Source organism: Crocosphaera sp., from assembly GCF_030064895.1.
GTDB lineage: Bacteria > Cyanobacteriota > Cyanobacteriia > Cyanobacteriales > Microcystaceae > Crocosphaera.
Genome location: NZ_JASJEB010000080.1, coordinates 16311 through 28717, shown reverse-complemented (window position 1 = coordinate 28717; position 12407 = coordinate 16311). Strand labels below are relative to the sequence as shown.

At 36.0% G+C, this 12407-nt stretch carries 14 protein-coding genes; 6 read left to right on the top strand and 8 right to left on the bottom strand.

What is annotated here, in order from left to right; translation table 11 throughout:
• Positions 1-238 precede the first annotated feature (238 nt).
• The 3 genes from QNJ66_RS16815 to QNJ66_RS16805 form a co-directional block, all read right to left on the bottom strand.
• Positions 239-496 (bottom strand): four helix bundle protein, encoded by a 258-nt coding sequence (locus QNJ66_RS16815; RefSeq protein WP_300508934.1) that lies wholly within the window; start codon positions 494-496, stop codon positions 239-241.
• A gap of 61 nt (positions 497-557) precedes the next feature.
• Positions 558-1580 carry an SDR family NAD(P)-dependent oxidoreductase gene (locus QNJ66_RS16810; RefSeq protein WP_300508932.1) on the bottom strand — a complete coding sequence of 341 codons (1023 nt, stop codon included), beginning with the start codon at positions 1578-1580 and terminating at the stop codon, positions 558-560.
• A 125-nt stretch (positions 1581-1705) separates the two neighbouring features.
• Complete coding sequence (locus QNJ66_RS16805; protein ID WP_300508931.1) at positions 1706-3463, bottom strand: S8 family peptidase; 1758 nt, start codon at positions 3461-3463, stop codon at positions 1706-1708.
• Between the two features lie 556 nt (positions 3464-4019).
• On the opposite strand from QNJ66_RS16805, the gene QNJ66_RS16800 reads away from it, so the two are divergent.
• On the top strand, positions 4020-4178 hold the full coding sequence (locus QNJ66_RS16800; RefSeq protein ID WP_300508930.1) for a hypothetical protein: 159 nt from the start codon (positions 4020-4022) through the stop codon (positions 4176-4178).
• Positions 4179-4317: 139 nt separating this feature from the next.
• On the opposite strand, the gene QNJ66_RS16795 is transcribed toward QNJ66_RS16800, so the two are convergent.
• From QNJ66_RS16795 to QNJ66_RS16785, 3 genes are all read right to left on the bottom strand, one after another.
• On the bottom strand, positions 4318-4971 hold the full coding sequence (locus tag QNJ66_RS16795) for a hypothetical protein (RefSeq protein ID WP_300508929.1): 654 nt from the start codon (positions 4969-4971) through the stop codon (positions 4318-4320).
• 177 nt (positions 4972-5148) lie between these two features.
• On the bottom strand, positions 5149-5871 hold the full coding sequence (locus QNJ66_RS16790; protein ID WP_300508928.1) for a DUF2232 domain-containing protein: 723 nt from the start codon (positions 5869-5871) through the stop codon (positions 5149-5151).
• Between the two features lie 6 nt (positions 5872-5877).
• Entirely contained in the window at positions 5878-6585 is a 708-nt protein-coding gene (locus tag QNJ66_RS16785) for a Crp/Fnr family transcriptional regulator (RefSeq protein ID WP_300508926.1), read from the bottom strand.
• Between the two features lie 367 nt (positions 6586-6952).
• Between QNJ66_RS16785 and QNJ66_RS16780 the strand changes: the two genes are divergently transcribed.
• From QNJ66_RS16780 to QNJ66_RS16765, 4 genes are all read left to right on the top strand, one after another.
• Positions 6953-8200: a hybrid sensor histidine kinase/response regulator gene (locus QNJ66_RS16780; protein ID WP_300508936.1), complete on the top strand. Its 1248-nt coding sequence runs from the start codon at positions 6953-6955 to the stop codon at positions 8198-8200.
• Positions 8172-8543: a phosphomannose isomerase type II C-terminal cupin domain gene (locus QNJ66_RS16775; RefSeq protein ID WP_300508924.1), complete on the top strand. Its 372-nt coding sequence runs from the start codon at positions 8172-8174 to the stop codon at positions 8541-8543. Before QNJ66_RS16780 ends, QNJ66_RS16775 begins: the two co-directional genes overlap by 29 nt.
• 196 nt (positions 8544-8739) lie before the next feature.
• Entirely contained in the window at positions 8740-9561 is an 822-nt protein-coding gene (locus tag QNJ66_RS16770; protein WP_300508922.1) for a pentapeptide repeat-containing protein, read from the top strand.
• Positions 9503-9973 (top strand): TspO/MBR family protein, encoded by a 471-nt coding sequence (locus QNJ66_RS16765; RefSeq protein WP_300508920.1) that lies wholly within the window; start codon positions 9503-9505, stop codon positions 9971-9973. Before QNJ66_RS16770 ends, QNJ66_RS16765 begins: the two co-directional genes overlap by 59 nt.
• 148 nt (positions 9974-10121) lie before the next feature.
• Here the strand turns inward: QNJ66_RS16765 and QNJ66_RS16760 are convergent, their stop codons facing one another.
• Both QNJ66_RS16760 and holA read right to left on the bottom strand, forming a co-directional pair.
• Positions 10122-10403, bottom strand: coding sequence for a Nif11-like leader peptide family natural product precursor (locus tag QNJ66_RS16760; RefSeq protein ID WP_300508919.1), 282 nt, complete (start codon positions 10401-10403; stop codon positions 10122-10124).
• 131 nt (positions 10404-10534) lie between these two features.
• Positions 10535-11515 carry a DNA polymerase III subunit delta gene (holA, locus tag QNJ66_RS16755; RefSeq protein ID WP_300508918.1) on the bottom strand — a complete coding sequence of 327 codons (981 nt, stop codon included), beginning with the start codon at positions 11513-11515 and terminating at the stop codon, positions 10535-10537.
• Positions 11516-11605: 90 nt separating this feature from the next.
• Here holA and QNJ66_RS16750 point away from each other — a divergent pair, with 90 nt between their 5' ends.
• Positions 11606-12379, top strand: coding sequence for a DUF1868 domain-containing protein (locus QNJ66_RS16750; protein ID WP_300508916.1), 774 nt, complete (start codon positions 11606-11608; stop codon positions 12377-12379).
• Positions 12380-12407: the final 28 nt, after the last annotated feature.

Sequence of the window (12407 nt, the reverse complement as noted above, 5' to 3'; positions counted from 1 at the left end):
AACATTGATAATCTAAGTTGTCTCGTTGAACAAGGAATCTCTAGTAGTGATACGGAGAGAATCCCCCACTATATTGCTACACAAGCGCGGAGCAATTAGTGGTGGGAGTATGTCAATCAGCTACTTAATTACGAGTTCTGAGTTTTTTCTTGACGTTTTTTGTAATGGTTACTAGAATCCTGATGATGACATCAATCTCTTCTGTAAGAGATTTTACCTTGTTTTCATGAATGCCTCCTCACTCAACTAAAACAATGAGCCAATATTCAGTTTCTCTGGCTTCTTTTAAAGCGATTTCCATTTTATGTAAAAAATCTCTATCGCTCTGTCCAGACTGCGCTTCTCTTACATTACCCCCGATGGAAGTACCACTACGGATAAGTTGAGATGACAGAATTCTCTCTATCCCACCCTTCTCATGAAGAAAACGACAAAGTTTGACTACTCTGACGGCAAAAGTCAATGTTCTTTCTTTAATGTCTTGATTATCTGTCATATCAATTCTAACCTCCGAACTCCGCTGCATAGCACGACGAAGTCGCCCTCCGAACTCAGAACTAAATTTTAGGAGATTTAACCATTGTTAATTGTAAAATAAACCAAGGAATATAAATATCTGGAATTAAAAAAGCATACTGTTTTAAAGCAGGGATAGCATTGGCCAAAATAAAGCGTAAAGAACGTAAAGAAACAGGACGATTATCTTTTTCATCCACAATTTTATATCGTTTAGCCAACTCAGCAATAATTTGTACTTTTCCTGTTGATTTTATAGTATTTTTCTCAGCAGCCAAAGCAGCAATAACTCGACCCGTAAATAGAGGAGTTTCCCAGTTATAATAGTCTCCAAAATTAGCATTTTCAGACTTACTATCATCTCGCTCATTTATCTGTGGAAAAAACTTTAACATTTGTTCCGTTCCCACAATACCTGGCCAAAGAGAAATAGAAGTAATATTATCCGCTTTTAACTCCACTGCCATATCTGCGGCCAAGCGATCGCAAGCTGCTTTTCCTACTCCATAAGCTGCCCCAAAAATATAGGATAAACCACCCCAAGAAGAAATAGTAAAAATTAGTCCTTGTTGCCGTTCACTCATCAAACGTGCTGCAAAAATACTAGCAACATAGTGACTACGAAGCCCAACATTATTGATAGTATCCCATAAACTAGGGTCATGTTTCCAGAAAGGTTTACCAGAAGCATTACTAATAGCTTGTACCCCTGAAAAAACATTATTAACTAAAATATCTAATTGTCCATTTTGTTCCTTATTAATGCGTTCAAATAATAACCTAACTTGTTCATCATCACTATGATCAACTTGGACAGCAATACAGTTTCCTCCTGCTTCATTGACGGCTTTTTCCGTTTCTAATAAACTGCCTGACAGATTATCACTAATAACATCCCCAAACTCCGAACTCCGAACTCCGAACTCCGAACTCTTGTCACTGTTTAAAGTACGTCCAGTAATATAAACCGTTGCCCCGGCTTCCCCTAAACCGATAGCAATACCTTTACCAATACCTCTGGTTGCACCAGTTACTAAAGCGACTTTTCCTTTTAAATTTGTCATTGTCTTGTTTATGATACTTAGTTGGAAAAAAATAAAAAGGGCTTAATATTATTAAGCCCCTACAAATATTACATCAAAAATATCCGAACTCCTAACTCCTAACTCCTAACTCCTAACTCAAGTTCCTAAGACTTCTTACTAGCCAAACAAGCTAAGCCAACACAAAGGAAAGCATTAACCCCTAAAAATGCCCGAGAAACCTCTAGAGATGGCATTGCCATCACCGCAGGAGACATAATAGCATGAACAGTTAAACAACCTGCTACCCCTAAACTGGTACCAATAGCAAACCATTTCCAGCTATTATGACCTAACAAGATAGCCACTAAAACAAACGGTATTAAAACACTAGCTAAAAAGGGATTTAATAAACTTGTCCCTTCGATAGAATTAGCTAACTCTGGAATAGAACTACCCATGACACGAAACGGCCATTGAGGTAGGTCAAAAATATAGATTCCTTGTAAGAAAAATAAACCAGAACTACCTAACACTAAACCCCAATTAAAAGGACTGCCGAAAGAGAAAGGAAAATAGTTACGTAACAAGAAGGCAAGTAAATAAGACCCTAACACCATTAACAGTTTTGGTAACAATGCAACCATGCCACCATCAATCCAAAAACGGGGGTTTAAGTAGCCACTATCCCTTAACCAACGGAAGAAGTCACGAAACGTAATTTGTCCTTTAACGGCTAGTTTAACCGCCTCTCCTGCGTCTAATTGACCCGACCCATAATAGTTAAACTTATCCTCTTCTACTTTGCGAGAGGACTGGGTTAATACTGCGAAAATTTCCTGGGGTTCCTTAACTCCCGTGGCTTTGATTAAAGCAGCAACTCCAGCTACATGAGGGGCAGCCATACTGGTTCCTTGGAACCCCTTAAATACCGCTTCCCCTGTACTCGAATCGATGGTTTCTTGAAGAATTTTACCTTCTTCGCTACCACCTGGGGCAGAAATGTCAACCCCTGCGCCATAGTTAGAGTAAGGTGCTTTTTTGCCAGTTGCATCTAAGGCTGAAACACTGATTACTTTGGGGTATCTGGCAGGATAAGAAGCAGCATTTTGGTTACTGTTACCAGCAGCAGCAATAATCACCACACCTTTGTCATAAGCGTAGTCGATGGCATCTTTCATCACCTGACTTTCGCCACCACCCCCTAAACTCATGTTAATGATGTCAGCATCGTTATCTGCTGCAAAGCGAATGGCATCAGCAATATCAGAAACGCTACCTCCACCTTGTGCGGATAGCACTTTTAAGGGCATAATTTTGGCATGATAGGCAACCCCAGCCACACCATAATTATTGTTGGTGGATTGGGCAATGGTTCCGGCTACATGGGTTCCGTGGCCGTTATCGTCTCTAGCATCTTTGCGATCGTTAACGAAGTCATAACCGGGAACAAATTCTGTTTGGCGTAAGTCTGGAACTCGACTAACTCCGCTATCGATAACCGCGACAATTATCCCTTCCCCTTTGGTTTCTTCCCAAGCCCTTTCTACATGGATATTATGCAAGTTCCACTGTTTACTATAGTCGGGGTCGTTGGGTGATTCTAAAGCACTATAAATGTAGTTGGGTTCGATATAATCTACATACTCGTTTAAAGGGGACTTTTTGAGATTTTTTAAGAGTTCTTTGTCTCCTGTTAAAGTATAAATATGTTCGTCGATCGCATAGACACTATTGAGACTTAGAGATTGGTTATAGTTAGAAGCGATCGCTTCTATTTGTTGGCTGAGGGTTGTTGTGGAAACATCTTCACGAAAATTAACAATAATTGATTCGTAGTTGCCTTGGGTTGCTAGTCCTTTAAAATTGGCTAGAGCAACCCATAAACCTACTATAAATAGGATGAGGAATAATAGTTTTTTCATCAGAAATTTTGGGTTTGAAACCCCGTCCCTTCGACAAGCTCAGGGCAAGCCTTGCAGGACGGCTTTACAGTTCCCTTGCGGGAAGCGAGTTTTTAAAAACCGATAAGGCCGAGACCCGCAAACTCGTTTAAAGTCCCCTCCCGCAACACAACTAAGATGTCCTGTCCAATAGCACCTAACCAATTAGGTTTACAGATACTCCGAACTAGGGAAGCATTCGGAAGTGTGTACCAAGCTGTGTCTCAATGCGGTATTCACCTCTTACGTCACTTAGATTGGTCTAGGCAATCCCTACCCTAAAAGTGCAGGGTTGGTGAAGGCTATTAATTTTTCTTCTTGGGCCTGATGTTTTCAAGGATAGCGCAAAATATATACAAAATCAGAACTCGCTATTTTCTTTTATGAAGTTAAAAGTAGTTTTCATTTCCATAGATTAAACATGAAAATGTCAACACTCCCCACACTTCCCACACTTCCCACACTAACTGAATCGAAATATAATAATAAACTCGAGTAATTCTCTAGCTTATACTTAATCGAACGGAGGTAAGTATCAATGTTTAAAAAATTGCCCAACTGGGTATGGGTTCTTTTGTTAGTTTTAACAGCAACTGCAACCACTCAATATTTCCAATATGCCATGATGGGATTAACTGTTTTTGTTTTAGCTTATTTAACTAAAGGAATGCGACGACAGAAAAAATCTGTGAAATAATCAGTTAAGAAACTTGTTTTTAAGAAAAATGCAATTTTACTCTTAACTTATATTTAGCTAGTAGAATATAAAACTAATTATTTGTTACAGGGATGGATTAATAAAGTTAAACAATTTCAACAGCTTGTCAACTTATTAATCAGAGAAGACGAAAAGAATCAAAAAAACTGACGATATTTTCTGATATACTCTGATTATTATAACTCTGTCCACCAGCCAAAATATAAACCCTATTATTAATTAAATAAACTCGAAAACTAATTAATTCGTCCTCATCCTTCATAGTTAACTTTTTCCCATTATATTGTTGCCAAACTATATTTTCATCTGTTAGTAAATCAAAATTAGTTTCCTTTACTATTCCCTCTTTAACTTGATTTAGTAATTGTTCTGAATCTACAATTTGCTTGGGTTCTAAACTATGAGAATAAGCAGCAACAAAACGATAATTTTGGGGATGAGAGGCCACAACCTCAAAAGATAAATTACCCTCACCCAAACTAATGATAACCGTTTCTGAACTTTGTAGTCCTTGAGGTATCCAAACAGAAAAATTACCATCCTGAAAGACAACTTTTTGCCAACGAAGTTCTTCCGTTTCAATGGTTAATAGCTGAGAAGGATGTTCAACATTATCAGGAGAAGATTGTTCTTGTAATCGTTGAATTTCCTGTTCCATTGAACGTTGGCCATCACGAAAAAAACTAGGGCGATCAAATCTTCCTTGGGCTAAAATTTGTCCATAAGGATAAAAAAAACAACCAAAAACAAGTAAATATTTGATAATTTTCATCACGCTTTATCCTCAAATATTAGTGACAATCTCAATGCAAAAAATTGACCAAACATTGAACATTGAACATTGAACATCTTTCATTTTGGTTTCAAGCCTCTCCCTTTAGGGAGAAAGAAGTTTGGGAGAGGTTTCAAGCCTACTTCCAAACGAATGATAAATGATAAATGAAATGACTTATTCATAATCTAAAATAATCCTTACCCATTTAGGAGGACGAGGAATAGGATTGCCCAGTTTATCTAATACTAATAAAGCCACCAAATGCACGGCAAATATATAAACAATACTGTTGACAAAAATAATAAAAACTGCTAGTGCTTGGATAAAAACAGAACTAGGTTGTGCCAAAACTCCTAAGCGTAAAAATATCCATTCAGCCAACCCAGTCATCTGATTGGTGATGTATTGCCATAAATCTTCCCCCAAGAGAATAGAGAATAACCAGAAACGAAAAAAGAAGCCAAAGGTACCCAATAAGGCCCCTGTAATCAAAGAAAACTCCCAAGGGAGATTTCTACGCCAAAATGCCCCCAACTGAACCCCCATCAGTCCATAGGAAATCAAAAAGACAATGCTACGAGTAGGACCCATCAACACCGTTAACAATAACCCTGAGACTAAAGCCCCCATCCACGCAGAACGCTTTCCCCATCGTAGATAGAGTAAAGCAATAGGAACAGGGAAAAATAATTTTAATAGTGGACCAAGGGGAAAATAATAGTCAATTAACCAGATTAAACTGCCTGCACTGGCGAAAAAAGCAGTTTCCACCATCGTCAAAGTTTGACGAATTTTGGCAGATTTTGGGTTTAAAGGGGGGGTTATAATTTTGGGAGGGGTCGGTTGAGGTTTATTGATCAACTCATCTCCTTGATCTACCCAGTTGGATTCATCCATATATACTTAAGAAATAATTTTTTCTAGAGACTCCAGGGAAAAAATACAGAGAATATCATTTTCTCGTTTAATTAAACCTTTTTTTTCTAATTTAGTCAGCGATCGCGTCACTGTTTCCCTGGCCAACCCACTGATACTACTTAATTCTCGATGGGGTAGATTAGGAATTGCTACACCTTGAGCGGTTTGTTTTCCCTGTCCCTCAGCCAAGAATAACAGGGTATCAGCCACCCGTGAGAGACTATCCGCTTCTCTTAACCTTAAACGTCGGTTAAGTTGACGCAGACGCTTAGCCATAATTTGGGCTAGTCGAATTCCGGCAACGGGATCACTTTTAAGAAGGGTAACAAAATCCTGTGCAGGAATGCTACTAATAGTAGTTGGGGTTAGGGTAATAGCATCGGTTGAGCGAGGGGCCTCTTCTAAAGCGGCCATTTCGCCGATCACTTCTCCTTTACCCACAATATTGAGGGTTACTTCTTTCCCATCAACATTATGGGTACGAATCTTTACCCATCCGTCTAGGATAAAATAAACAGAGCCTCCCCAGTCGTTTTCCAGAAGAATCACACGATTGGCCGGATGACTACGAAGCACAGCGTGACTCATTACCAGTTCTAAACTTGCTTCTGGTAACTCACTAAAAAAAGGTGCGTTTGTTAGACTATCTCGGAGATCGGGAGATTGGTTACGATAGTTTTTGATATCTTCCATAAGCTCAAGTAAGCAGATTATCAATTGATCTGCTTACTTGAGCTTATCAAAAATTATCCACTTCAGCAATTAATAATTAACAATTAACAATACCGAATAGAATCTTATAGAAAAGGACTTAACCATATTCAATAGCAATAAATTAAAGGCGATTAATTTTTTCAATCCTCTATTTTTAACCCAATAAATGAAGGACTTAACAGTGTTAAATCTCTACAAAAATAAAAAAGGTATATCTTAAAAATAGAGAGATTATGAAAAATATGCATAGAGATTATGATTTTTGGTAAATATGAAGAAAATATTATATTCACAAAGACAAAATCAGGTTACTCTAGAAATAGACACAAAGCAGGACGGGATTATTATGGGTCTAACCAATGTTATCAAAGTCTTATTGATTGAGGATAACATAGCAGAAGCTAGACTATTGCATGAGGTTCTAAAAGGTTCAACAAGACAAGAATTTGATTTATTTCATGAAAAACGCTTAAAAAATGCTCTCAATACCCTAGGAAATCAAAGATTTGACATAATACTACTAGATTTAACCTTACCAGATAGTCAAGGTTTGGATTCTCTGTTGCCTATTATTAGTCAAAATTCTTACATTCCCATTGTGGTTTTAACGAATATGAATGATGAAGAGTTGGCGTTAGAAGCAGTTAGAAAAGGAGCGCAAGATTATCTGGTTAAACGTCATATTACTCTGGATATTTTAGTTCGTTCGATTTGTTATGCTATCGAACGTAAACAGATGGAAGAAAAATTAAGAGAAGCCAACCAAACTCTAGAAAAAAGGGTAAAAGAAAGAACAAATCAATTATTAAAAGCTCAAGAATTAAACCAGTTAAAATCTGAGTTTGTTTCTATGTTATCCCATGATTTTCGTAATCCTCTGAATACTATTTTATTATCAGCAGGATTATTAGAAGATAGTTACGAACAATTAACAAGAGAACAACAGTTATCCTATTTCCAGATGATTCGTGATGCTGTTCGGGACATGAATCAACTGTTAAGCGAAGTCTTACTATTAGGAAAAGCAGACTCGGGTAAATTAAAAACTAACTTCATAGAACTTGATCTCAAACTGTTTTGTCAACAAATTATTCATTCTTTACACCTTTCTTTTGAAGATAAAAATCAAATTATTCTCAATTTTAATAGAGACTTTCCCACTGAATTAGAATTATGGGACGAAAAATTATTGTGGCATATTTTACATAATTTATTGAGTAATGCGCTTAAATATTCTTCCCAAGGAGGAAAAATATTTCTCAATATTATTGCTGAAGAAAAATCTGTTACTTTTAGTGTTAAAGATCAAGGAATAGGTATTTCCCAAGAATCACAAAAACATCTTTTTGAACCCTTTTATCGTGCTGATAATGTAGGAAGTATTTCAGGAACTGGTTTAGGATTATCCATTGTCCGTAAATGTGTAGAAGCATACAATGGAGATATTTTTGTAGAAAGTGAATTAGATCATGGCACTACCTTTACAGTAATTTTACCTCGACAGCAACCACTTCCGAGTAAAATAGGAGAAAGTGTAGAACAGAGACAATCATCAGTTAGCTATCATGAGTCAACAAAAAGATTCTCATCCTAGTGAATTTACTCGCACTCCTCCTTGGGGAACCGTTACTATGTTAGAAGAAGGTCCTCGCTATCGTATTAATCGCATCGAGGTGAACCCGGGACAATATATTAGTACCCAAATGCACTATCATCGTAGTGAACACTGGATTGTTGTCTCAGGAACAGCAAAAGTAATTTTTAACGGAGAAGAACACCTTCTTAAACAAAAAGAATCTACTTACGTTCCCATGAATACCCGTCATCGAGTTGAAAACCCTGGAGCTATTCCCTTAGTCTTGATTGAAGTGCAAAACGGGGAATATTTAGGGGATGATGATATCATTCGTTTTGGAGAAGAAGAAAGCAACAACTAAGATATTTTATCAATAATCTGATCCCCAAAATGGCATAATTATTGCTAGAAAAATCCTTTTGTCAAGATTCTTAAAAAAATGTATCCTTTGATGATCGCATTATCAGTAATTGGATAGAATAGAGTAGGGGACTTTGGGCTAAAATGAGCGAGACTCAAAGCAAACGTTACAGTTTAGGGAAGCAGGAAAAATAAAGATGAAAGTTTTGATCACTTTACTCCTGTTAACCATTGCTTTGTCATTCATGAAAGCTTCTAAATCTGACCTAAAAACTAGGTTATTAATCACAAGAGAATGTGTTGGTTGTTCTCTAGAAAATGCGGATTTACAACAATTAGATTTAGAAGGAATCAATCTAGAAAATGCAAACTTGAAACAAGCTAATCTTCATCAAACTAACCTCAACAAAGCGAATCTCAAGAATGCTAATTTACAACAAACAAGGTTAACAGAAGCTCAACTACGACAAGCAAATCTAACCAAAGCTAATTTATTTGAAGCTAACTTGTCCAAGAGTAATTTAGAAGAAGCTATCTTAGAAGAAGCCAATCTGATTAATGCTAATCTTGGCCAAAGTATGCTCAAAAATGCTAATCTTCGTCAAGCTTTATTCAACGGAAGTAAACTATGTAATTCTAACTTAGAAGGAGCAAACTTAGAAAAAGCTGATCTATCAACCTATCAAGAATTACCCACTTTCTTACATAGAGTTAATCTTCAAAAAAGCAACTTAAACCAAAGTAATCTAGAAGGAGCATGGTTAGTTGAAGCTCAACTTATGGAAGCCAATTTACAAGAAACCAATTTAAACTATGCTAACCTAAAAGGAGCAAATTTAACAGGAGCAAATTTAAAACAGTCTCGGTTGAATTATGCCATTTTAGAGCAAGTGAATTTTTGTGGTACAATCATGGAAGATGGAGCAATTTCTTTGAAAGGTTGTTCAGTTCAGGGAATTTATGATTTCGCCCCTACTAATTATCGCAAGTATTACTCTATTAATCGCGCTTTCGATTAATAACATTTTTAAGAGTGATTATGGTTGGTTTAATCGTTTACGTCGTCCCCAATGGCTAACCTTTGAATGGGCCATTCCTTTTATTTGGATGTTCATTTTTATTTGTGGGGTTTATTCAGCTTATCAACTATGGATTAAACAACCGCAAACTAGAGAAACTTGGCTATTTATGGCAGGTTATTTATTATTAGAAATTTTGATTATGGCCTACACTCCTGTTATGTGTAAATTGCGCAGTTTAAGAGTAGGAACAATCATCGGTGCAACCGGTTTTTTTTGGGGTTCAATTCTCGCTGTTTTGCTTTGGCCAATCTCACAAGAATCTGTGTTTTTATTATTACCCTATTTATTATGGAGTCCCGTCGGAACATATGTCACCTGGGAAATGATTTCCTTGAACCCTTTAGACTAACTCAATAAGGGATTATTATAGGAACTTCTATCACCTTATGAAGAGGAGAAATCGGATTATTTTTGCAAATAAAAAGAACAGAAAAACCAATTAATTGTTAATAAACAATCATGATTTTTCTCTGTTCTCAATTAATTATTAATTCGGGTTAGCTATCACTGCTATAGGGTTGTACTCCAATAGAAGGCGGAGTATTATCATGATCGGGACTAAATACTTCCGCGATTGCTTCAGCTAATTTACCAAAAAAACCAGGTTGTTTTTTTAATTCGTCTAAAGCTTCATCGATGTGTTCAGACGAAAATTCAAACCCTTCTTCTTTCGCTAATGAGGTTAATTCATCTTGACTTTTGATGGTTTTTAATTTATCTTTGAGACCTTGATTTTTTGCAGCCTCACCTAAAAATTGAATAACTTTCTCTTTGGCCATAATGATTCCTTAAATAGTTGACAAATCAAAACAACTCATTCATTGCCTTGAGTTTTCACTTTCATTATACTCCTACTAGACCATTTTTATTAAAATTAATTATATTTTAATTTTAAATAATTATCACATTCTTAGTTGAAAAATTGACATAATTCTATTGTTTTTATCTGTAGTGTTTCTAATGGGTTATAACCTCGTTTCAAACGAGTTTCTAGTTCTAGTAAAATTGGCAGAGTTTGTAATAAGCTTTTCCCAGAAATTCCCCGTAATTCTTTGCGTAAAAAATAAAGACGATTGGGGTTAGGTATATCAGCAGCTTTGGCGATTAGTTTATTATCGCTTTCCCCTGCTTCTAGTTTTAATTGAATAATAGTCCAAGTCCTAAACTGGCCGACTAAAGTAGCAACAATTCTTAATGCTGGTTCATTTCTTGATAATAATTCATCTATTAATTGTAATGCTTCTGCTTGATTTCCTTTGCGAATTGCTTGAGCTAATTGTAAACTATTTTGAGCATTTGCATTGACTAAAGTAGCAATAACTGTTTCATCTAATGGTTGATTTTCTTGTTTTCCATAAAGCTGTAATTTTTCTAGTTCGTTCCATAATTGTCTGCTATTATTGCCCACAGACTCTGCTAATAATTCTACTGCTGCTGGTGTTAATTTTACGCCGATTTCTTGGGCAACTTCTTTCACTTTTTTGATTAATTCATCTGTTTTCCAGGGAGAAATGGGAGAATATTCTTTAACCTCTGCATATTGTTCGATTAATTTACTTGACTTTAAACGTTTATCGGGTTTCTTGCTAGTAGTAAATAATAAATGAGAACTATCAGGAATAGCTGGCAAAATAAGCTGTAATTGTGTAAAAATGTCTTCCGGACACTGTTGACAAATAGAGGTATTTGCCACCCAAACTAATCTCCCTCCCATACCAAATACAGGGGTCATCGCTTCGTTTAATGCGTCTCTGGTACTATTGGGGTCTTCTCCTGAAATTTGCTGATAATTAAACTGTATCCAGTTAGGATCGAGGATACTATCTTTTAACCGTTGTACCCGTTGGGCGATCGCAAAGTCATCTTCTCCCCAAAAGAAATAAACTCCCATAATTAAAGTCAATAAATCTTTATAAAAAATTGTGACAAAATCGGGCAAAATGAAAAGATAAGTATTGTGACAAAATGAGAGGCGATTAAGTTGGACGAAACCTATCAAATGTACGTCAACCGGGTAGCTTCCCTTACTTTACCCACCAGTTATCAAAATCAACTTAAGAATATCCAAAAATCTCCTAAATTTCAACAGAAACAACCTGTGTCTTTTCCGGGTTACACCGTCCTTACCCCTCCTTATCAAGATGATAGCACTAACCCATCATTTTATGAGCAGTTAACCCTAATTCAACAACAATTAATCGAAAAAATTGAGCCAAATTTATTAATTCCTGTTCCTCCAGAGAGTTTTCATTTGACCCTTGCTGATTTGATTTGGGAAGATAATTATCGTAATGCAATTAACTCAGATAAAAACTTCGATAATAAACTGAAAAAAGCAATTACTGACAGTTTTGAAACCTATCAAAAAATTGACTTAAAAAAAGGTGAAAGTCAATGGCAAATTTTAGGCTTATTAGTATTTCCTCGCGCTTTGGTTGTTGGTTTAGTTCCTTGCAATGAATTATCTTATAACAAAATTTATCAATTAAGACGTAGTATTTATCAAAATGAAGAATTAATCGGCTTAGGAATAGAACAACAATATTATTTAACGGCTCATATTACTTTAGGATATTTTGATGAAATTACTGATGAATTAGATAAAAGTAATTTAGAATCTATAATCCTTTCTTTTAACGATCAATGGATAGAAAAAGAGCCACAAATTTTAACAATTAGACAAGGAGAACTGAGAAAATTTGAAAACATGACACAATTTATATTGGATCAAACTAATCCAAAAGTAACAATTTAAACTTGAGAAAATAGCATTTTTTATTGTT

What these genes read in the sequence shown, in the direction of transcription:
- QNJ66_RS16795 (WP_300508929.1), bottom strand. Translation starts at nt 4,971, where the DNA reads ATGAAAATTATCAAATATTTACTTGTTTTTGGTTGTTTTTTTTATCCT.
- QNJ66_RS16800 (WP_300508930.1), top strand. Translation starts at nt 4,020, where the DNA reads ATGTTTAAAAAATTGCCCAACTGGGTATGGGTTCTTTTGTTAGTTTTA.
- QNJ66_RS16780 (WP_300508936.1), top strand. Translation starts at nt 6,953, where the DNA reads ATGGGTCTAACCAATGTTATCAAAGTCTTATTGATTGAGGATAACATA.
- QNJ66_RS16815 (WP_300508934.1), bottom strand. Translation starts at nt 496, where the DNA reads ATGACAGATAATCAAGACATTAAAGAAAGAACATTGACTTTTGCCGTC.
- QNJ66_RS16790 (WP_300508928.1), bottom strand. Translation starts at nt 5,871, where the DNA reads ATGGATGAATCCAACTGGGTAGATCAAGGAGATGAGTTGATCAATAAA.
- QNJ66_RS16775 (WP_300508924.1), top strand. Translation starts at nt 8,172, where the DNA reads ATGAGTCAACAAAAAGATTCTCATCCTAGTGAATTTACTCGCACTCCT.
- QNJ66_RS16810 (WP_300508932.1), bottom strand. Translation starts at nt 1,580, where the DNA reads ATGACAAATTTAAAAGGAAAAGTCGCTTTAGTAACTGGTGCAACCAGA.
- QNJ66_RS16760 (WP_300508919.1), bottom strand. Translation starts at nt 10,403, where the DNA reads ATGGCCAAAGAGAAAGTTATTCAATTTTTAGGTGAGGCTGCAAAAAAT.
- QNJ66_RS16785 (WP_300508926.1), bottom strand. Translation starts at nt 6,585, where the DNA reads ATGGAAGATATCAAAAACTATCGTAACCAATCTCCCGATCTCCGAGAT.
- QNJ66_RS16805 (WP_300508931.1), bottom strand. Translation starts at nt 3,463, where the DNA reads ATGAAAAAACTATTATTCCTCATCCTATTTATAGTAGGTTTATGGGTT.
- holA (WP_300508918.1), bottom strand. Translation starts at nt 11,515, where the DNA reads ATGGGAGTTTATTTCTTTTGGGGAGAAGATGACTTTGCGATCGCCCAA.
- QNJ66_RS16770 (WP_300508922.1), top strand. Translation starts at nt 8,740, where the DNA reads ATGAAAGTTTTGATCACTTTACTCCTGTTAACCATTGCTTTGTCATTC.
- QNJ66_RS16765 (WP_300508920.1), top strand. Translation starts at nt 9,503, where the DNA reads ATGATTTCGCCCCTACTAATTATCGCAAGTATTACTCTATTAATCGCG.